Origin of the sequence: Psychroflexus curvus (assembly GCF_020164585.1) — a bacterium.
In the GTDB taxonomy this organism is placed as follows: Bacteria; Bacteroidota; Bacteroidia; order Flavobacteriales; family Flavobacteriaceae; genus Psychroflexus; species Psychroflexus curvus.
Genome location: NZ_JAIQZF010000004.1, coordinates 1 through 21,729 on the forward strand (window position 1 = coordinate 1; position 21,729 = coordinate 21,729).

Below are 21,729 nucleotides of genomic sequence, written 5' to 3' on the forward strand. Positions count from 1 at the left end.
TCTTCATCGTTAAATCTTATATATCTTAACGTCTAAATGAATTCGACTCTTACATCTTATTCTCAGGAATTAACTCTAATCTGTTACAATTAGTCTAATCTTTTAATGTTTCTAATTCTATAAGTAAATCTCTTACTTATAATTGTCAATTCAATATGTCAATGAACTTTTTCTCTTATGTCAACCCGAAGTCAACACCTCCCACTCAAGGGATGAAGAGAAATTCTTGTCGTTTAAAATCTAACCAAAGATACTTAAACCCGTACGCCTAGTTCTCTAAGCGGATGCAAAACTAACACTTATTTTTGATTCAACAAGTGATAATTTTGAAAAAAATAAAACTTTTTTAAGAACGAAAACTAACTTTTTTTTTGAGAGCGCAAACCTACAACTTAATTCCTCATCTCACAAGTAAAAATGACTTAACGTTACCCCTACTTTATCCTTGCGTTATCTTCTCAGTACCTCAATTAGCGGGGTGCAAAACTACAACTCTTTCCCTCTTCAATCCAAATTTTTTAAGAGGTTTTTTGAAAAAAATTAAATCCGAAACCATAACTTTCGCTCTATCTTTAAGTTATATATTTATTTGAAGCTTGTTCATGTGAAAAATTGATTAAAAAATACGTGTACTTGATATTTTAGACATTTATTGCATAAACTTGTACTATGAAATGGGATTTACTACTAATGTCAATAATGTATGTCTTCGCAGGAACCATGCATTTCGTAAAACCAAAAGCTTACGTAAAAATCATTCCTAAATTTTTACCAAAACGCAGAACTCTAAATTTAGTAGCTGGTGCTTTTGAAATACTGCTTGGTCTTGGCTTGCTTTTTCAAGACACGAGATCTTACGCTGCCATCCTAATCATATCGATGTTGACAGTGTTCTTCCTCATTCACTTCAATATGTTACGCGGAGAAAAATTTTCACTTGGCATACCAATTTGGGTATTGCTTTTGAGGATTCCACTACAGTTTGTTTTAATTTGGTGGGCATACTTATATATATAGACTATGGAAAAAGAATTTACTGAAAGAGAATTAGACCGAATTATAGAGATGGCCTGGGAGGACAGGACTCCTTTTGAAGCAATTGAATTTCAGTTCGGCGTCACAGAAAGCGAGGTGATCAAAATAATGCAAAAGGAAATGAAAGCCTCAAGCTTCAGGATGTGGCGTAAACGCGTTCAAGGGAGAGCGACAAAACATAAAAAGCTGAGTAAAAACTCAATGAAGAAATTCAAATCTTCTAGACAGAAGCAAATTACACAGAATAAGATTTCTAAGCGTTAAGCATAGATATCATTTAGAATTACTGCTAATCTTATTCCTGCTTTTTTCATTTGCAATTCCACAACATTAAACCATTCGTACATATATCTGTAACTCAAATTTTCACCAGCTTCTGCAGATGTATATACTTTGCGAGTTAATTCACGATTCTGCTCCACCCAATCCAAAAGAGTTCCTGATTCAATAGCTTTTACTTTGGTTTTACTAAGCTCTGGGGAATTTTGATATAGCTCTGTATAACTCATATTATAACTTTCAATCATTTTGGTATCCCAGACGCTGTGCAAGTTAGTGGGCTGATAGAACCACTTCACTTTAAAATCATTGGCGCCTTTATCTTCTTTGAGACCAAAGTGCAGGGGCTGGTGCATATCTCCAACTAAATGGATTAACATTCTTAAATAAAACTGCTCTTGTTCTTTATCAAGTTGACCCGATTTCAATTTAGAAATGCATTCTTCAATTCCATAGACGATATCACCTTCGGGATTCTTTTCTGCTTCCTTATAAGTCTGGTCAAAAGGAATGTTGGCATAATGCCATGGCTTATATTGATCGTAAGCGCTATCACTTTTGATTTCATCAGCATAAGTAGAAGCATCTGCAAGAGATTGACCGTTTAGAATTCTATCTATTTTTTTACTTACTTTTGATTTTAAATAACTTTCTGCGGTCTCTCCTACTACGCGATGACCGTTTTGTCCCCAATCCTCTTCAGAGGCAAATAAAGTTTGAGATAGAATTAAAAAAACTAAGAGATATTTCATGTGCATTTTTTTTGTTTTTGATGACCACAACGGCCTTAATGACTCGGTCGGGCATGTGTATGCCTTAGTCATAAAACTAATCTTTTCACAAGGTATTGAAGGATTAGTTTAATCATGCCGGCTACATATTTATTTTTTTCAAATATAAATGGAATTGTTTTAAGTGAACATTATGCTTTCAGTTTTTTCTAAAAAAAACATCCACATTAATTTGCCTAAAAGTTATATACTTACAATCTAAACGCTTTAATTTGGGCAGTAATAAAATCAACAGAAAGGAAAATGAAAAAGCTTATTTGTAGTGACATCGACGGAACCCTCCTAAATGCTGAGAGAGACCTTTCATCTAAAACCATCTCTGTAATTGATAAATTGAAGAACAAAGTACCTGTTGTTCTTATTTCTGCAAGAATGCCTTCAGCAATGAGACATTTACAAAAGCAGCTTGGTATCCAAAACCAGCCGTTTGTCGCGTATAACGGGGGGCTGATTTCTGTTAACAATGTTACCAAACAAAGCACGACCATTTCTTTTGAACTTGTAAAAAAGATCGTGAAATCTAATACTCATGATTTGCATTTAAGTCTGTATCATAATGATGATTGGTTTGCTCCACAGCTAGACCAATGGACAAAACGAGAAATCAATAATACTAAGGTTAATCCAACTATCAAATCGAATGAAGACGTTTTGAAATTATGGGAACGGAACAATAACGGGGCTCATAAAATTATGTGTATGGGGGATGCTAAATTGGTGAGTGAATTTTACGATGAGTTAGCTAAAAAATTAACTGAGGATCTCCACCTGTACAGGTCTAAAGACACTTATATTGAAATTGCTCCTAAACAGATTTCTAAAAAGTCTGCTATCGAGTTTTTGATTGCTTCTGAGTTTGGTCTACACCTGTCTGATGTGCTAAGTTTTGGTGATAATTATAACGATATAGAAATGCTACAAGCTTCTGGACACGGCGTAGCTGTTGGAAATGCGAAAAACGAAGTGAAACTGGCAGCTGATGAAATTATAGGGAATGCTAAGGAGGATGGTGTTGCTGAATTTTTACTGGCCTATTTTAAAATGTGATAGAGTCTTATAATTGCTAATAATTTTTACTTTTACGCTCCAAGTTTTTAAAATGAACCCAACTCCGCTATTTACAAACGATGCTGTTGTCTTAGGTATTTTAATGCTATCCATTGGACTGATTTTTTATACCTCGGGCATAAAAAGTGGTTTTTGGAATAAGTTTTACAAAATAGTTCCTGCTCTTTTAATGTGCTATCTAGTACCTGCTATATTTAATTCTCTAAATATCATAAGTGACTCAACATCCAATCTATATTTTGTGGCAAGTCGTTATTTCTTGCCAGCATCGTTGGTTTTAATGACCTTAAGCATAGATTTAAAAGCTATCAAAAATCTTGGTTTCAAAGCTTTGATTATGTTTCTCACCGGTACGTTTGGTATAGTTATAGGCGGACCACTAGCCATTATCATCATCTCTACTTTCTCTCCCGAAACCGTTGGTGGCGCTGGTCCCGATGCTGTGTGGAGAGGCTTGTCCACAATTGCAGGAAGCTGGATTGGTGGTGGAGCAAACCAAGCTGCAATGCTAGAGATTTTTAAATACAATCCTGAGAAATACGGTGGGATGGTTTTGGTAGATATAGTGGTTGCTAATCTATGGCTGGCTATTATTTTACTTGGCATTGGAAGGTCTGATAAGATTGATAAATGGCTAAAGGCTGATACCTCAGCCATAGAAGAATTGAAAGAGAAAGTGTCGACTTATACCAAAAGTGTTTCTCGAACACCAGAGCTTAAAGACTATATGATTATGCTTGGTCTAGCCTTTGTGACAGTCGGCTTTTCTCACTGGGCTTCAGAGTATATCTCTGGATTTCTCCTGGCTAATTTTGAAGTGTTTAGAGATAAGACTTCTGCTTTGGCTTCGTTCTCCTCAACTTTTTTCTGGATGATTACCATCGCAACTTTTTTTGGAGTTGCCTTGTCTTTCACTAAGGCTAAATCCTATGAAGGTACAGGAGCCAGTAAGATTGGCAGTATTTTTATCTACTTTCTAGTAGCTACTATTGGAATGAAAATGGATCTTGCTGCTGTATTTGAAAATCCTGGATTGATACTTATTGGATTGATTTGGATGAGTATCCATGCCGGTTTGCTTATCTTAGTAGCCAAACTTATAAAGGCTCCCTATTTTTTCTTAGCAGTAGGAAGCCAGGCCAATGTGGGCGGAGCTGCCTCTGCACCAGTTGTAGCTTCTGCATTTCACCCTTCATTAACCAGCGTTGGAGTATTACTTGCGGTTTTTGGATACGTAGTTGGGACGTATGCCGCATTAGGTTGCACAATATTAATGGAAATCTCATCAAACTTATAAAAAACATCACATGAAACATTTTTTATCTCTTGTCCTTATAGCAATCATTTTAACTTCATGCCAAAATAAAAATGATAACTTATTTATCACTGGAGACATAGACGGTCTCAAGAAAGGAACTCTTTATCTTCAAAAAATAGGGGATTCCAGTTTGGTTACGGTAGATTCAATTCAAATTTCTGGTTCTTCTGAATTTGTATTCAACACCTATATAGAAGAGCCACAAATCATGTTCATCGAACTAGAGCGTTACAACGGAGAGGATTACGCAGAACTAATCAGGTTTTTTGCTGAACCAGGAGAACTAGCACTAACAACTTCTTTGAAGAATTACGGGATGGATCTGGAAATCGTTTCTGATTTTGAAAACCAAAAGAAACTTGAGGAATACAACGAAGTAGTGAAACGTTTTAATGATCAACGATTAGGTCTAGTTGAGGCTAATTTTAAAGCCAGTAAAGCTCAGAATGAACTAAAATTAGACAGTTTAAATAAAAGATTTAATTCTATTTTAAAAAGAAAATATCTCTACACAGTGAATTTCGCCTTAAATAATAAAAATTTAGAAGTATCTCCTTATGTGATCCTTTCTGAAGCTTTTGATGCTAAGATTAAGTATTTGGACACAATCTATAACGCCTTAGACAGGCCTATTCAGAAATCTTTATATGGAAAGCAGCTCAAGGAGTTAATTGAGGATAGGAAGAGAAATGATGAAGAAACTGTAAAAACTGAAGTTATTGATAAGGTTTCAAAAGAACAATAATCAATAACTTCAGTATTGAAGAGTCAAATTAAAGCTTGTTGAGTCTTTCCACAAACTCATCTGCTTTTTTACTTATAGATTCTTTCACAGATTTTAAGTGCTTGGCTCTGTCTTCCGCATCGCTTTTGTTGATTTGCTCAATTTGCTTATCAAATTCAGCTATAATATCATCCACAAGCTCTTCCGTCTTATTTTTTATATCTTCTGAATTTGCTTCTTGATTGATTAATGCACCGTCAATGATTTCACCAAAGCGGTTGTTTAGTTCTTTTTTTAATTGCTTTTTACTTGCCATTTTATAAAAAATTATTTTTGGCAAAAGTAAACTAATTTTGAAACTAAATACTGATTTCTAAAAGTTTGGTGCCTTTTGATTCTAATCTGATGAAATCAAGGCAAGCTGGAATAAGTAAAGTCTCTTTAGAAGAAATAGTATAGTTAAGCTTTTCATGAACTATAAAAGCATCCTCATGACCAACATTCATAAGTATAGTGAAGGAATCTAGATTTGAATAATTCAAATCCAGTCCCCCTTTTACTTTCAAATAATTAGTGATAAAATAAGGTGTACTTGCTAATGAAACTTTAGAATTTAGTTTTGGATGATATTGAATTTTGTAATCGTTATGACTATCAAAATTAATAGCATCTAAAGCAAGATCTGTATGAAGCTGCCTGGGGTTCCCCTCTTTATCTGTTCTATTCCAATCGAAAAGACGGTAAGTTATATCCGAGGTTTGTTGAATTTCCGCCAAAGTAATACCTGCACCTATAGCATGTACTAATCCAGGTTTTATAAAAAAGGCATCACCTTCCTTCACCTTAACAGTGTTTAATGCAGCCTCTAAGTCTCCTTTTTTTAATAATTCCTGATACCTCTCAACAGTTATGGATTCATTAAAATCAATAATTAATCTAGAATCCTCCTCTGCCTCAAGGATGTACCACATTTCCGTCTTACCAAAACTGTTATGACGTTTTTTTGCCAGGCGATCGTCTGGATGAAGCTGAACAGAAAGATTTTCTTTAGCCTCAATAAGTTTAATTAAAACTGGGAATTCATAATTAAATCGTTCAAAAACTGATTTCCCAACTAACTTATCTTCGAATTCTTCAAGTATGTCCTGGAGGCTTTTGCCTCTAAGGCTACCATTTTTAATAACAGAAACTTCATTTTTAATACCACTGATTTCCCAGCTTTCTCCTATTTTTTTATCGTGAATCTTTTCTTCGGTTTTGAAATATAACTTATTCCCTCCCCAAATTTTTTCTTTCAAAATTGAGTTAAACTTAAGTGGATACAACATCAATCCAATTTCTTAATGGCGTTAAGTGCTTTTTTCATGTGCTTGGAAGCGTCAAGACTATTAAATTTGAAAATCACCTGACCTTCAGCATCAATAACAAAAGTTTCCCTCCCAGGCACCAGTCCTAAAAGGCTTTTTTTAATTCCAAATTTTTTTCTAGCTCGGCCATTAGGATCGGAAAGTAAAATAAAGGGGAGTTTATATTTTTTAGCAAATTTAGCATGTGACTTTTCTGAATCATTGCTGATTCCAATCACCTCTGCACCAGCTTCTTTAAAGTCTTCATAACTATCTCTAAAACTACAGGCTTCTTTGGTACAACCAGGTGTAAAGTCTTTTGGGTAGAAATAAATAACTGCTGGTTTTTTACCTACAATACTTTCTGAATTAAAACTATTACCCTCTTGATCTTTTAGCTCAAACTGTGGTACTTTTTCTCCTTTTTCTATTGACATTTTAATTTCCTTTATAGGTTACGAAATTTCGAGGAGTTTCATAAAGCGTGATTTCTAGCTCATGACCCTTTTTTAGTTTAGGCTTTAATTTATTCCAAATTACAACAGAAATATTTTCTGCTGTGGGGTTTAGGTTTTCAAACTCGGGAACCTCTTCATTAAGGTTTTTATGATCAAAAGCGTCTTCGACTTCAGATTTGATAAAATCTTTTAAGACTTTCACATCCATGACATAGCCTGTTTCAGGATCAATTTCGCCGGTTACAGAGGCGATGAGTTCGTAATTATGACCATGGTAGTGAGGATTATTGCACTTCCCGAAAATTTGTTCATTTTTTTCAAAACTCCAGTCTTTTCTATATAATCTGTGCGCGGCATTAAAATGAGCTTTGCGGTGTACAGTAACTTTCATAAGCTTAGGTTGAGGATTTTATCATTTCACTTTTATGTTTTTCAAAAATAATTTTGAACCACTCTGTATAATCCTTTGGATTTTTTTTAATATCAACTTCAATATCTTCAAGCTTCATCCATTTCCAAGCATGAACTTCTTCTGGATTAGGCTTAGGCTCTTCATTGAATTCACCAACTAGGATATAATCATATTCATGCTCAGTAAGACCATTTTCAAACGGAGCTTTGTAGATAAAAGAAATGGTTTCCTGAAGCTCTGTGCTAAAACCCATTTCTTCCTGAAGACGTCTTTTGCCCGCTTCAATATTAGATTCTCCAAGTTTTTGATGACTACAGCAGGTGTTGGTCCAAAGACCTGGCGTGTGATACTTTGTCAGTGCGCGTTGCTGCAACATTAATTCGTTGTCTGAATTATAAATAAAAACTGAAAAAGCCCGGTGAAGCTTAGCTTTTTCATGAGCTTCTATTTTTTCCATGGTTCCTTGTGGATTATCGTTTTCATCCACAAGAATTACATAATTGGTAGTGCTTTCTATCATAGTTTCAAAAGTACAAAATAACTTGCATAAGACTACAAATAAGGAAAGCACCTTCAATGAAAAGATGTTATTTATGAATTATTTAGTAATTGACTTAAAAAAATCAATCAAATACATATCTAGAAAACTTACAGCCTATGCGCGTCCCTCAGACGTTGTTTCTTGAGCAATTTCACACTCAATTTTTTTATATCCTTTTTGAAATTGATAAATAAAAAAGTATTTAAAATCAGATTTTAGAACATGGCATAACATTATAAGATTGCACTTCCAAATTTGACTAAAGCTTCGCTATCATGAGCATAGAGTTCTTAGACTGAAGATGATGAATCTTAAAATTTAATCTTCTTTAGTATTATTTTCGTTTAAAATAATAAATTCGGATCTTCTATTTTGGTCATGCTCTTCTTGTGTACAAACGGATTCATTCGAACAACTATTGACCGGTTGAGTTTCTCCGTAACCCTTTGCAATAATTCTGCTGCTCTCTAAACCGGCTTTGCTAACTATATAATCCCTGGTAGCTTTTGCGCGTTTTTCTGATAACGCTTTATTGTACGCATCATCTCCCCTACTATCTGTATGTGACCGTATTTCTATTCGCAATTCGGGGTAGGATTTCATCACAGCAATAATTTTCTGTAATTCCACTTCAGCATCCGGACGAATCTGAAAAGCATCGAAATCGAAGTAAATTGGATCTAATTGAAGTAATTCGCTAAGATCATCCCCATTATCAACTTCGGTTACACCGAGCTCATTTCCACCCTGCACGTTGAAATTTAAAGAATTCTCAGTATCAAAATCGGTGTTTGTTTTGACGAATTCTTCTTCAGTTATAAAATTATCTTTAGAAACCCTTACAACATACTTAGTACCACATTCGATTTCAAATTGATATAATCCTTCTGAGCTAGTTACTGTGGATTGCAACAAATTCAAATCCTCATCATATAACTCTACTTTAGCACCTTTGAGAGCCTCGTCTGTACTAAAGTTATAGATTTTACCATTTATGGATTGAAAACATGCTGTCATCAATTCTTGAAGTTGTCTAAATGAATAAATATCATCACTTGTATCTGCTTCTCCTCTATTGGAAGCGAAAAATCCCTTTTTAATTTTAGAGTCAATAATAAAACTAAAATCATCTTTATTGCTGTTAATCGGTTTTCCAACATTAAATACTTCTCCTAGTTCTCCATTCTCTTTTATAGCAGCAACAAAAACATCCAGACCTCCCAGACCTAAATGACCATCGGATGAGAAATAAAGCATGTTATCTTCACTCACAAAGGCAAAACTTTCTCGCCCTTCAGTATTAATTGCGTCTCCAAGATTTTCGGGCTCGCTATAAGTATTGTCATCTATAATGTCGACTTTATAAAGGTCGGATCTGCCTCTTGTGCCTTCCATATCTGAAGAAAAATAAAGGGTTTTTTCGTCACTGCTCAAGGCTGGATGAGCTATAGAAAAATTATCACTATTGAACGGTAGTTCCTGTGGCTTTGACCAGCTATTATCTTCACCTAATTCAGATTTGAATAATTTCAAATAACTTACACCATCATCTCCGCGTTTAAGTTGATTATCTACCAGATTATTTCTTGTAAAATATACAGTTTTCCCATCACGCGTGAATACGGGTGATGACTCATGAAATCTAGAGTTTAATTCATCTAAAAAATTGATTGGCTGAGATGTGACTTCCAAAGAGTCTGAAAGTTCTACGCTATATAGGTTAAGGTAAGGTTGGTTGCTCCATTCATCAATTCTTCTCATTAAAGAGAACTTAGGCTTATTGGAAGCATATACTAATTTGTCCTTATAGAAGGAAGGAGAAAACTCAGAGTACTCAGAATTTATAGGAGTCTCACTAAGGGTGAATCTATCTGACTGCATGTCTATAATTTCCAAATAGTCACGTTCGTTTTTAAGTCTAGAGACCCTGCTATCATTTTTATTTAAGGCATTAAATTTTAACATGATTAAATCCGCCTCATCATATTGCTTAACGCTTTTTAAAGACTGAGCATATTTGAATAAATACTCCTTCGGAAGGTTGGGGTTTAACTCATATAATTTTGCGTACCAATTCAGAGCATTCTCCAAATCATTATTGAAGTAATAAGAGTCTCCAAGTTTTTTAAATAGATTTTCAGATTTATACCCGGTTTTAGCAACTTCAAGATAAATTTTTTGAGCATCTATAAAGGCAAAACCTTCAAACATCTTATCGGCTTCTTTCAATTTCTCCTCCTGTGCATTTCCCAAACAGGAAAACAGTATGGCCAATACATAAAAGATATGATTTAAATTCAATTTCATTTTAGAAAAATCTTGGTGAATACATTTTTTTATACTTCTTGAATAATTCAAATCTTGCAAAAAACTCCAGGGAACCATCATTATAATTTGACAATTTTGACGTGTCTCTATCGTAAGCAATACCAAGCAATATGGCATCACTAGCTTGAAATGCAAATAAGGCAGAGAATGCTGAGTTAATTCTGTAGGCAGCACCTACTGTAAATTTGCCGTTGATTAAAAAATTTGACGATACCTCAGCTAATACTGGAGCTCCACTTACATGTCTCAGTAAAATGGATGGCTTAAATTTTAAAGTAGGATTAATGTCATAAACATAGCCAGCAGTCAGGTAATAATGCAAGCGGTCTCTAACTTGGGCATCTGCAACAGAATTTTCTGAAAATCGATCTGTTCGTAATAAAGCCGGTACGCTAAGTCCAACATAGTATTGATCATTATACCATAATGCGCCCAGTCCCAATTGGGGAGAAATTTTATCCTCGAAATTGTTAAACTCAGGATCGTTAGGATCGAAAATACTCAATTCATTAAAGTTAACACTTAGCATGTTTATTCCTGCATTGAGCCCAAAAGATAGTTTTGTATTTTCAGGAAATTCAATAGCATAACTGTAAACAGCATTGAAATCTGTTTCCTGAGTAACCCCAATTCTGTCATTAACTAGGTTAAAGCCCAAACCCATTTTTCCGTCTTTAATCGGGGAATGGGCAGAGAAAGTCTGTGAACTTGGAGCACCATCAAATCCTAGCCACTGAGATCTGTGAAGTACGGCAGCACTTAATACATCTCGAGATCCAGCATAAGCAGGATTTATAGCCATTGTATTATACATGTACTGAGTGAAATTAGGATCCTGCTGAGCAACTGCCTGGTTGCTAAATAGGAGTGAGAAAAACAACAAACTTATATGTACAATTCGGTATTTAGTCATAAGATTGAGTATCAATTTAAATGTATATATCCTGTTCTTCTCATCGGTTTACCGTTTCTATTGACATAATTCAAAATATAGAAATAAGTGCCTGGTGGTAAACGTTTGTCTTTTTGCATATTGACATTACCAGCACTATAACCTGCAAATTTGACATTTGTATTATCATAATTTGTAACGTCATATACTTTAGCTCCCTGTCGATTGAAAATCTGAACAGAATTCTCAGGATAATTTTCTATACCCTCGATTCTAAAAAATTTATTATTCGAAATACTTCCTTCTGTGGCAATAGCATTAAATGTTTTGATGGTTTCGATATAAAATCCGTCATTATCAGATCTGATGGTTTCCCCAGCTACTACCAAAGTTGTTGTTGGATTTGTACCTTCGGTCTGAATAACATTTGTAGGAAAATCAATGTCGTTTTGATCGATTTCTGATATGATTTCACCAGCTAAAACCTCAAAAGACCAGTCTCCATCTGAATTGGTTTCCGTCTCAAATTCAGCACCCGTTGCATCAGTAATAAAAATTCTGACATTTGAAATTCCGTCTTCGTCAGCATCTTGTGTTCCATTAGTGTTTTCATCATAATAAAGCCTTCCTAATACTGTTCCACGGGTTTCTAAAAAGAAAAAGCCATCAGGAACTTCAGCAACATTCGCATTTGATCCAACAAATGTTGTCGTCGGGTTAGTTCCTTGAGTCTGGTCTGCTCCTATAGGGAAATTGGGACCGTTAACATCTATAGTAGATGTCGTGTTTCCAATAGAAACAACCATGGACCACTCGCCTTCAGAATTTGTAGTTACTGAACTTATGCTACCATCAGATTCTTCAATTTGAATTTCATTGCTAGCAATACCCAATTCATTATTATCTTGAATTCCGTTGTTATTCTCATCATCATAGAGAATACCACTAAGCAATCCTGTTTGGTTGGTTGTATAAAAACCATCAGCTTCTTCTTCGATTACACCTCCCGCATTTACCCGACTAGACGTTGGGTTTGTGCCTTGCGTCTGAGTAGCTCCTTGAGGAAATGCTGCATCTGTTAAATCAATAGTTGATGTAACTGAACCTGCAGCTACCTGAGCAGTCCAGTCTCCATTGACATCTGTGATTAAGTTTTGGCTTATTCCGGCTTCGTCCATGACCTGAACCAAAACATCTGGCATATCTGGCTCATCTGCATCCTGAATGCCATTTGAATTATTATCGAAATACAGATGTCCTGATAAGGTTCCTTCATTAGAGGAATCTTGTTCAAAAAATCCATCATTATCTGATACTACTTCAGCATCTGCAGGCACAAAAGTAGTTGTTGGATCTGTTCCTTCTGTTTGAATTACTCCTTCAGGGAAATCAGGATCGGTTTGAAGAATATCCGATATTGTATTTCCAGCGGGTACTACGATGGACCAATTCCCATTAGCATCTGAAGACAAAATAGTTTTACCACCAAATGTATCTGTAATCTCGATATCAATATTTGGTAAATCAGGTTCCCCAGAATCCTGATCGCCGTTACCGTTTACATCCATATATAAGTGACCGGATAAGGTTCCTTCTATTTGAGGATCGTTTTCAAAAAAACCATCGTTATCTGATGATATATCATCATCTGAAACTACTAATGTTTCTGTAGGATCGGTACCTTCAGTTTGAACTACATTTTGAGGAAAGTCGGGGTCTTGCTGATCTATGTTGGAAATTGTATTTCCAGCTGGGACTTCAATATTCCAATCCCCGTTAACATCAGTAACTAAAATAGTAGTATTTCCTAAAACATCTATGATTTCAATATCTATATCTGGCATATCCTCCTCATCAGCATCCTGAGTGCCGTTACCATTGGCATCATAATATAAATGCCCCCTTAAAATTCCTAAACCGATGTACCCATCAGATTCAGTATAAGATTGTCCATTTATCACATCAGTAGTTGTCGGGTTTGTGCCTTCTGTTTGTAAAATCCTTTCAGGGAATTCAGGATCCGTTTCAACAATTTGACTCACTGTAGAACCTTCAGGGACTCTTGTACTCCAAATTCCACTTCCATCTGTAGTTAGGGTTATAATATCTCCCAAAGATGTCGTAATGTCAACTGAAACATTTGAGATACCAGATTCATTAGTATCCTGGTTTCCATTTCCGTTGGCATCATAATATAATACTCCGGAGAGAATTCCAGATTGGTAAAATCCATCATTTTCTGTGAACGTTATTTGATCTTGAATAACTCTATGAATAGAAGGGTTGCTTCCTTCAGTTTGAAGAGCTTCAGTAGGGAAATCAGTGTCTGTTTCATCTATATCAACTTCCACAGAACCGATTAAAACATCAGCAAGCCAGTCTCCGTCTGCAGTTGTTGTCACTGTTTGAGGAGTTCCATACTGGTCGGTAATTATAACATCAACATCGGGCATATCAGCTTCCCCTGCATCCTGAGTTCCATTTCCATTGGTATCAAAATAGAGATGACCGATTATCGTTCCTGAAGCTGAAAATCCATCAAACTCCAGGTAGGTTTTTCCAACTATAACCTCTGTTGTTGTTGGATTTGTACCTTCTGTTTGTAAAACTGAATCTGGAAAATCAGTGTCGGTTTCGTCGATTGAACTCACTGTTGAACCTTTAGGAACTCGTGTACTCCAACTACCGTTTATATCTGTAGTCAGGCTTATGGGCTCACCTAAAGAGGTTTCTATTTCTACTGAAACATCTGAAATTCCTAATTCATTAGCATCTTGATCTCCATTTCCATTGGTGTCAAAATATAATATCCCGGAGAGAATTCCAGATTCATAGAATCCATCATTCTCTGTAAAGGTAACTTCACCAAAAATTGGTGTATGTGTTGACGGATTTGTGCCTTCAGTTTGAAAAGCGCCCGTAGGGAAATCTGCATCGGTTTCGTCTATATCAACCTCAATAGCACTAAATAAAACATCGGCTGTCCAGTCTCCATCTGCATTTGTGGTTACTGTTTTAGTATTTCCATACTGATCTGTAATGAAAATATCAACATCTGGCATATTAGTCTCCCCATTATCCTGAACGCCATTGCCATTGGTATCGAAGTACAAATGACCTGTCAAAACGCCTGTGCTGAAAAATCCATCAAACTCTTCATAGGTTTGCCCATTTATGACTTCTGTTGTTGTTGGATTTGAACCTTCCGTTTGCGAAACTCCCTCTGGAAACTCAGGATCCTCTTCAACAATAAGACTTTCTGTATCACCTTCGGGAACTCTTGCATTCCAGGCTCCATTCTCATCTGTAATTACATCTATGACATTACCCAATGATGTTGTAATTTCAACTGAAACATCTGAGATACCAGATTCACCTGTATCCTGAGTTCCATTTCCATTGTTATCAAAATATAAAATTCCAGAAAGTATACCAGATTTATAAAACCCATCATTTTCTGTAAACGTAGATTGAGCTTGCATAACGGTATGAGTGGATGGGTTGGCTCCTTCAGTTTGCAAAGCACCTGTCGGGAAATCCGCATCGGTTTCGTCTATATTAACCTCAGCAGAACCTATCAAAACATCGGCTGTCCAGTCTCCCTCTGCATTTGTCACAACTACTGTTTGAGGACTCCCATACTGGTTTGTGATTCTCACATTTACATCCGGCATATCAGCCTCACCAGCATCCTGGACACCATTGCCATTGGTGTCGAAGTACAAATGACCAGTTAAAATCCCTGAAGCGAAGAATCCATCAAACTCTTCATAAGTTTGTCCATTCACAACTTCAGTAGTTGTTGGGTTTTCTCCGTCAGTCTGTGAAACTCCATTTGGAAATTCAGGATCATCTTCATCAATAAAACTTATTGTAGTACCTTCAGGAACTCGTGTACTCCAAGATCCATTCACATTTGTGACTACTTCAATGTTATTACCCTGTGAAGTTGTAATGTTAACTGAAACATCTGAGATGCCAGATTCACCAGCATCTTTGTTTCCATTGGCATTACTATCAAAATACAAGATTCCAGAGAGAGTTCCTGATTTAAAGAATCCATCATTCTCGGTAAAAATAGCTTGGCCCTGAAGAGTTGTATGGGAGGATGGGTTATCGCCTTCGGTTTGAAAGGCACCTGTAGGAAAGTCTGCATCTGTTTTGTCTATATTAATCACAACAGCCCCTAATAAAACATTGGCTGTCCAGTTTCCCTCTGCATTTGTTACTACTGTTTGGGTATTTCCATACTGATCTGTGATAGAAATATCAACATCTGGCATATCAGCTTCTCCAGCATTCTGAGTAGCATCACCATTGGTATCGAAGTACAAATGACCAGTTAAAATACCTGATCCGAAGAATCCATCAGTCTCCTCATAGGTTTGTGCATTTAGGACTTGAGTTGTTGTTGGATTTGTGCCCTCCGTTTGGGTTGCGCCATTAGGAAATTGCGGGACAGTTTCATCAATAGAACTTACAGTTGATCCCTTAGGTACTCTTGTGCCCCAAAATCCGTCAACATCTGTAGTTAGAGTAATATTATCACCTAATGATGTTTGAATTACAACAGGAATATCAGGTAAACCAGGTTCATTAGCATCTTGATTTCCGTTTTCGTTAGCATCGAAATAGAGAGTTCCCCTAAGGATTCCAGATTCGAAAAAACCATCATTTTCAGTAAATGTAGTTTGACCCTGAGGAATGTTGTGTGTAGATGGATTGATCCCTTCTGTTTGAAGCGCACCTGTTGGGAAATCAACATCCGTTTCATCTATGTTAACTTCTATATTTCCAAAAAGAACAGTTGCCAGCCAAACTCCATCAGCATCTGTAGTTACTGGTTGAGTATTTCCATATTGATCTGTAATAAAAACATCAACATTTGGCATATTTGGTTCTCCTGCATCCTGAGTTTCGTTTCCATTGACATCAAAATACAAGTGACCTGTAGCATCTCCCTGAAATGTATAACCCTTGGTTTGTGCTTGAACTGTAGTGTTTGCTATAGCCTGGACAGTGTTAGGGTCTGAACCTTCAGTTAATACAGCTCCAGGAGGCAAACTTGAACTGTCCATTATAATCGATTTAGTACCTTCTTCAACCGCTAAAGACCAAATTCCATCAGCATTTGTTAATACAGACACACCCTGTCCATCAGAATTAATAATAATAACCCGAACGCCCCCTAATCCTGGCTCTCCAGCATCCTGTGTACCATTACCATTAAAATCTGCGTAGATAAAACCTTCTATGACGCCAGAAGCTTTTAACTTTTGCATAAGATCTGCAAAGGGATTTGTAAATTTGGTCTCTTCTTGAGCATTAACCCAGAAGCTTTGAAAAAAAATTAAAAATAAGAATATAAAAGAAGAAGTAGTTATTCTCATGTTTGTAGATTGTTTAATCAAATGTATCAAATATTTTAACTTTTATGATTTTTCGTTAACTTTTTTTTAAAAAAAAATATAATCAACAAAAAAGCTCTAATAATTGATTTCAGTCTATAAAAAATTAAATTTGCCACATGAAAATAAATAAGGAAATCAATCGCCGTAGAACCTTCGGTATTGTGTCTCACCCTGATGCCGGGAAAACCACACTGACTGAAAAATTACTTTTGTTTGGAGGTGCTATTCAAGAGGCTGGCGCAGTAAAAAATAATAAAATAAAGAAAACAGCTACCAGTGACTTTATGGAAATAGAGCGCCAGAGAGGAATTTCGGTAGCGACTTCCGTTTTAGGATTTGAGTATAAAAATATAAAAATCAATATTTTAGACACGCCAGGTCACAAGGATTTTGCTGAAGATACTTTTAGAACCTTAACCGCCGTGGACAGTGTCATTGTTGTCATTGACGTCGCGAAAGGGGTGGAGGAGCAAACGGAGAAACTGGTAAAGGTCTGCCGAATGCGAAACATCCCTATCATCGTTTTCATCAATAAAATGGACAGAGAAGGTAAAGATGCCTTCGAACTTTTGGATGAAATCGAACAAAAGCTTGGACTTCACGTCACTCCTTTGAGTTTTCCTATCGGTATGGGTTATGATTTTAAGGGAATCTACAACATCTGGGAGAAAAACGTCAATCTCTTCACCGGTGATCCCAAAAAAGACATTGAAGAAACAGTTCAGGTCAGCGATTTATCCACAGATGAAATCGACCAGCTTATAGGAACTGATTCAGCAGATACCCTGAGAGAAGAACTAGAACTTGCACAGGGCGTATATCCTGAATTTAATATAGATCAATACAAAAAGGGAGAATTACAACCTGTCTTTTTTGGCTCAGCACTTAACAATTTTGGCGTGCGTGAACTCCTGGATTGCTTTATTGAAATTGCTCCGCCACCCCGACCAAAGCAAAGTGACACCAGAGAAATAAGACCCGAGGAAGATAAGTTTACCGGTTTTGTGTTTAAGATTCATGCCAATATGGATCCTCGCCACAGAGACAGACTTGCTTTTGTGAAAGTAGTTTCAGGAAAATTTGAAAGAAACAAGCCTTACCTTCACGTCAGAAGCAATAAAAATTTAAAATTTTCCAGTCCCAATGCTTTTTTTGCCGAACGCAAGGAAGTTGTCGATGAGATGTTCCCAGGAGATATTGTCGGCTTACACGATACAGGGACTTTCAAAATTGGTGACACCCTCACCGAAGGCGAAATTCTTCAGTATAAAGGTATCCCTAATTTTTCACCAGAGCATTTTAGGTACATCAACAATGCTGACCCGATGAAGTCCAAACAACTCAACAAAGGCATTGAACAGTTGATGGACGAAGGTGTGGCGCAGTTGTTCACCCTGGAACTGAATAACAGAAAAATTATAGGAACTGTCGGGGCTTTACAGTACGAAGTCATTCAATACAGACTGGAACACGAATACGGTGCCAAATGTTCTTACGAAAACATAAACGTTCATAAGGCTTGCTGGGTAGAACCCAAAGATCCTAAAAGTGAAGAGTTCAAAGAATTCAAACGTGTAAAATCGAAATTTTTGGCTCATGACAAGTCAGACCAACTCGTATTCCTGGCCGACTCCGAATTCTCATTGCAAATGACACAGCAGAAGTATCCTAACATTACATTTCATTTCACCTCTGAGTTCTAATGTTTTTTGAGCCGGGAACCTGCTTTCCGCCATAAGTTAGCCCCGAAGGGGCGACATACCCCGACATCAGGCGTAAGCCTGTTGAGACAGGCGCAAGCCTGCTCAGCCCCGAAGGGGCGACATACCTAATCCCACACATAACGTTCATCATAATCTACATTATATTTATGAAGAAAGGCTCTATATTCACTCTTGAAGGTTTTCATTTTGTGATGCTGTTTTTGGTTAGCTATATAATTAATCACAATACCCACTTGCGAAGGGTTTACTGAAAAAGCACCATATCCATCTTGCCAATAAAATTGTGAATACCGCTTACCCTTCGTTTTGATCCATTTTGAGGAATTAGATTTAAGCTTATTTAAAAGGGTCATAAGTAGAACCTTTTGAGAGAGTTTACAAAGAATGTGAACATGATTGGTGTACCCACCTATTTTAATAGGATAACACTCTAACTGATTACAAACACCTCCAAGATAAGCGAATAGTTCTTCTTGGATTTCCTCGTCAATAAGGTGTTTCCTATATTTAGTGCTGAATACAATGTGGATATAATTTTTAACAAGCGATTGTCCCATAATCTAATTTTAGAAAATTACAACCTAATTGAAACGTATTCAAAAGCTTGTTTAGTACATTAAATGGGACAAAACTTACTGAATCAGAAAGGTATATCGCCCTTTCAGGGCTTTATAGTTACAGCTTATTATTCTGATGCGCTTTGCGCATCATTAACACATATCGCCCCGTTGGGGCTAATAGCTTAAGGCTTCAAGATAGCTCCGAAGGGGCGACATATCTCAACATCAGGCGCTAGCCTGATGGAACAGGCGCAAACCTGCTCAGCCCTGAAGAGGCGACATACCTCAACATCAGGCGCTAGCCTGATGGAACAAGCACAAACCTGCTCAGCCCTGAAGGGGCGACATATCTTAACATCAGGCGTTAGCCTGATGGAACAGGCACAAACCTGCTCAGCCCCGAAGGGGCGACATATCTTAACATCAGGCGCTAGCCTGATGGAACAGGCACAAACCTGCTCAGCCCCGAAGGGGCGACATATCTTAACATCAGGCGCTAGCCTGATGGAACAGGCGCTAGCCTGATGAAGTAAGATCTTAGAATTACTCTATATACCCCTTCTCCCGCATCCAGTCATCATTAAACATCTTACCAACATAACGACTTCCGTGATCGTGAAACAGAACAACCACCACATCGTCTTTCTTGAAATGTTTTTTCAGCTGCAAAAGTCCTTTCACTGCAGCTCCGGCAGAATTTCCCAGAAACATACCTTCTTCTTTCGCTAGCCGCTGTGTATACACCGCAGCGTCTTTATCGGTAACTTTAGTAAAGCCATCGATGCCGTCAAACCTGACGTTTAAAGGCAAAATATCTTCTCCAATGCCTTCGGTGACATAAGAATAAATCTCATTTTCATCAAAAATTCCCGTTTCATGGTATTTTTTGAATACGGAACCGTATGTATCGATACCCCAGACTTTAATATCTGGATTTTTCATTTTCAGATAACTGCTCACGCCAGAAATAGTTCCGCCAGTTCCAACACCTACCACAAAGTGCGTGATTTTTCCGTCGGTTTGTTCCCATATTTCAGGACCCGTGGTTTTGAAATGTGCCTTACAATTGGATGGATTATCGTATTGGTTGACGTACCAGGAGTTTGGCGTTTCCTTAGCCAATCTGGCAGAGGTTGAATAATAAGACCGTGGATCATCTGGAGCGACATCTGTAGGGCAGACGTGAACATCACAGCCCACAGCTCTCAAAATATCCATTTTTTCCTTGCTTTGCTTGTCACTCAGGACGCAAACCACTTTATAGCCTTTAACGATGGCTACCAAAGCCAGTCCCATTCCTGTATTTCCGGAAGTTCCTTCTATAATGGTCCCTCCAGGCTTCAAAGCACCACATGCCTCAGCATCCTCTATCATCTGCAAAGCCATCCTGTCTTTTACAGAGTTCCCTGGATTGAAGGTCTCATACTTGGCCAAAACCAAAGCATCGATGTCTTCAACTATTTTGTTCATTTTCACCATTGGTGTGTTACCAATAGTTCCAAGGATATTTTCAGCGTAATCCATAGTTTTAATTTAGAGGTGCAAATATAAAAAAGTAAAAGTCAAATACCGAGTTATTAGCTTTAGACTAATTCCAATTATATTTTAGTCAAATTTCATGGCTTTCACCGGTGAAATCTTAGTAATGATAACAGAGGGGATCAAAAGCATCAACACACATAACAATAAGGTTCCAATATTAATCACTAAAATATAATCCCAATTCAAATAAATAGGTGCCTGTGAAACATAGTAGGTTTCAGGATTCAGCGGAATCACTTTTAAATATTTTTGAATGAGTAATAAGGAGAGACCGATGAGATTCCCCCAAAACAAGCCTTTGAAAATCAAAAACCCGGCGTTGTAGAGAAAGATTTTACGAATTGACCAGTCGGAAGAGCCAAGAGCTTTTAAAATACCTATCATTTGCGTACGCTCCAAAATCAAAACGAGCAAAGCTGTCACCATATTGATACCTGCGACCAAAATCATAATGCCGATAATGAGAATAATATTAAAATCAAACATTTTCAACCATTCAAAAATGGAGGGATAGAGTTCGATGATGGTGCTCGCATTGAGAAATGAATCGACTTCCTGATAAACTTTATAACCCACTTCCTGTAATTCTGAAAAGTCCTCAACAAACAATTCAAACTGACCGATTTGATGATCTTCCCAGTTGTTTAATCGTTGGATTTGTTTTAAATCAGTGATGATGTATGTTTCATCAAATTCCTGAAAACTAGAATCGAATATTCCTGAAATCGTTAGCCCAACTGAACGTGGCAAACGATCCTGATCTTCTCTTAAAAAATAAACAATCAATTTATCACCCACATCAAAACCCAGCCGACTGGCATGGTAATTTGAAATCAAAACCTCTCTGCTTATCTTTTCGTCGAAAACCGGGAGTTTCCCTCTGACTAAATACTCATCTAGATACTTCCAGCGGTAGTTTTCTCCTACTCCTTTCACGACAACGCCTTCAAAATCGGTTTCGGTTCTGATGATGCCGTATTTGGTCGCTACCTTTTGAATGTGCTCAATTTCGGGAACTGCCTCAAATTCTGGATAAAAATCCTGCCGGGTAGAGATCGGGTTTTGAGTGATATTCGACTGATTGTTGGAAAAATTGTTGATGACCATATGGCCGTTGAAGGCAGCAATCTTTTCTCTAATCTTATTTTGAAGTCCAAACCCCGTGCTAATCGCCACAAACATCATGATAATCCCAATGGCTATCGCAGAAATAGCAATTTTAATTATCGGAGCCGATATGTTACTTTTATGATCGGTTTTAGTAACTAGCCGTTTGGAAATAAAATATTCAAAATTCAAG

General features: G+C 36.9%; 18 protein-coding genes. 6 read left to right on the top strand and 12 right to left on the bottom strand.

Going from position 1 to position 21,729, the window contains the following annotated elements:
- Positions 1-669: 669 nt before the first annotated feature.
- Both LB450_RS06510 and LB450_RS06515 read left to right on the top strand, forming a co-directional pair.
- Positions 670-1,017: a DoxX family protein gene (locus LB450_RS06510; protein WP_224487061.1), complete on the top strand. Its 348-nt coding sequence runs from the start codon at positions 670-672 to the stop codon at positions 1,015-1,017.
- Between the two features lie 3 nt (positions 1,018-1,020).
- Positions 1,021-1,299, top strand: a complete 279-nt coding sequence (locus tag LB450_RS06515) for a TIGR03643 family protein (protein ID WP_224487062.1) — start codon at positions 1,021-1,023, stop codon at positions 1,297-1,299.
- Here the strand turns inward: LB450_RS06515 and LB450_RS06520 are convergent.
- Positions 1,296-2,066 (bottom strand): S1/P1 nuclease, encoded by a 771-nt coding sequence (locus tag LB450_RS06520; RefSeq protein ID WP_224487063.1) that lies wholly within the window; start codon positions 2,064-2,066, stop codon positions 1,296-1,298. The genes LB450_RS06515 and LB450_RS06520 overlap by 4 nt on opposite strands.
- 282 nt (positions 2,067-2,348) lie before the next feature.
- Here LB450_RS06520 and LB450_RS06525 point away from each other — a divergent pair, with 282 nt between their 5' ends.
- Genes LB450_RS06525 through LB450_RS06535 form a run of 3 tightly spaced genes read left to right on the top strand, consistent with a single transcriptional unit; the run spans position 2,349 to position 5,236 of the window.
- Complete coding sequence (locus tag LB450_RS06525; RefSeq protein WP_224487064.1) at positions 2,349-3,152, top strand: Cof-type HAD-IIB family hydrolase; 804 nt, start codon at positions 2,349-2,351, stop codon at positions 3,150-3,152.
- A gap of 52 nt (positions 3,153-3,204) precedes the next feature.
- On the top strand, positions 3,205-4,470 hold the full coding sequence (locus tag LB450_RS06530) for a DUF819 family protein (RefSeq protein ID WP_224487065.1): 1,266 nt from the start codon (positions 3,205-3,207) through the stop codon (positions 4,468-4,470).
- Between the two features lie 10 nt (positions 4,471-4,480).
- On the top strand, positions 4,481-5,236 hold the full coding sequence (locus LB450_RS06535) for a DUF4369 domain-containing protein (RefSeq protein WP_224487066.1): 756 nt from the start codon (positions 4,481-4,483) through the stop codon (positions 5,234-5,236).
- 28 nt (positions 5,237-5,264) lie between these two features.
- Here LB450_RS06535 and LB450_RS06540 read toward each other — a convergent pair whose 3' ends face one another.
- The 8 genes from LB450_RS06540 to LB450_RS06575 all read right to left on the bottom strand — a co-directional run bounded on the left by LB450_RS06540 (position 5,265) and on the right by LB450_RS06575 (position 16,474).
- The gene (locus LB450_RS06540) at positions 5,265-5,531 is read right to left on the bottom strand and encodes a hypothetical protein (protein WP_224487067.1); all 267 of its coding nucleotides are present in this window, start codon (positions 5,529-5,531) and stop codon (positions 5,265-5,267) included.
- Between the two features lie 43 nt (positions 5,532-5,574).
- Entirely contained in the window at positions 5,575-6,543 is a 969-nt protein-coding gene (locus tag LB450_RS06545; protein ID WP_224487068.1) for a type I phosphomannose isomerase catalytic subunit, read from the bottom strand.
- The gene (locus LB450_RS06550) at positions 6,543-6,998 is read right to left on the bottom strand and encodes a peroxiredoxin (RefSeq protein WP_224487069.1); all 456 of its coding nucleotides are present in this window, start codon (positions 6,996-6,998) and stop codon (positions 6,543-6,545) included. The genes LB450_RS06545 and LB450_RS06550 overlap by 1 nt, the downstream gene beginning before the upstream one ends.
- A gap of 1 nt (position 6,999) precedes the next feature.
- The gene (locus tag LB450_RS06555) at positions 7,000-7,410 is read right to left on the bottom strand and encodes a 6-pyruvoyl trahydropterin synthase family protein (protein WP_224487070.1); all 411 of its coding nucleotides are present in this window, start codon (positions 7,408-7,410) and stop codon (positions 7,000-7,002) included.
- Positions 7,411-7,414: 4 nt separating this feature from the next.
- Positions 7,415-7,951: an isopentenyl-diphosphate Delta-isomerase gene (gene idi, locus LB450_RS06560; RefSeq protein WP_224487071.1), complete on the bottom strand. Its 537-nt coding sequence runs from the start codon at positions 7,949-7,951 to the stop codon at positions 7,415-7,417.
- Positions 7,952-8,290: 339 nt separating this feature from the next.
- On the bottom strand, positions 8,291-10,279 hold the full coding sequence (locus tag LB450_RS06565) for an OmpA family protein (RefSeq protein WP_224487072.1): 1,989 nt from the start codon (positions 10,277-10,279) through the stop codon (positions 8,291-8,293).
- A gap of 1 nt (position 10,280) precedes the next feature.
- A complete protein-coding gene (locus tag LB450_RS06570) occupies positions 10,281-11,213 on the bottom strand; it encodes a PorP/SprF family type IX secretion system membrane protein (protein ID WP_224487073.1) in 933 nt (310 codons plus the stop codon).
- A gap of 11 nt (positions 11,214-11,224) precedes the next feature.
- The gene (locus LB450_RS06575) at positions 11,225-16,474 is read right to left on the bottom strand and encodes an SdrD B-like domain-containing protein (protein WP_224487074.1); all 5,250 of its coding nucleotides are present in this window, start codon (positions 16,472-16,474) and stop codon (positions 11,225-11,227) included.
- Between the two features lie 245 nt (positions 16,475-16,719).
- Here LB450_RS06575 and LB450_RS06580 point away from each other — a divergent pair, with 245 nt between their 5' ends.
- Entirely contained in the window at positions 16,720-18,306 is a 1,587-nt protein-coding gene (locus LB450_RS06580) for a peptide chain release factor 3 (RefSeq protein ID WP_224487075.1), read from the top strand.
- A gap of 125 nt (positions 18,307-18,431) precedes the next feature.
- Here the strand turns inward: LB450_RS06580 and tnpA are convergent, their stop codons facing one another.
- From tnpA to LB450_RS06595, 3 genes are all read right to left on the bottom strand, one after another.
- Positions 18,432-18,884, bottom strand: a complete 453-nt coding sequence (gene tnpA / locus LB450_RS06585) for an IS200/IS605 family transposase (protein ID WP_224487076.1) — start codon at positions 18,882-18,884, stop codon at positions 18,432-18,434.
- Positions 18,885-19,430: 546 nt separating this feature from the next.
- Positions 19,431-20,411 carry a PLP-dependent cysteine synthase family protein gene (locus LB450_RS06590; RefSeq protein ID WP_224487077.1) on the bottom strand — a complete coding sequence of 327 codons (981 nt, stop codon included), beginning with the start codon at positions 20,409-20,411 and terminating at the stop codon, positions 19,431-19,433.
- Between the two features lie 81 nt (positions 20,412-20,492).
- Positions 20,493-21,728, bottom strand: a complete 1,236-nt coding sequence (locus LB450_RS06595) for an ABC transporter permease (RefSeq protein ID WP_224487078.1) — start codon at positions 21,726-21,728, stop codon at positions 20,493-20,495.
- Position 21,729: the final 1 nt, after the last annotated feature.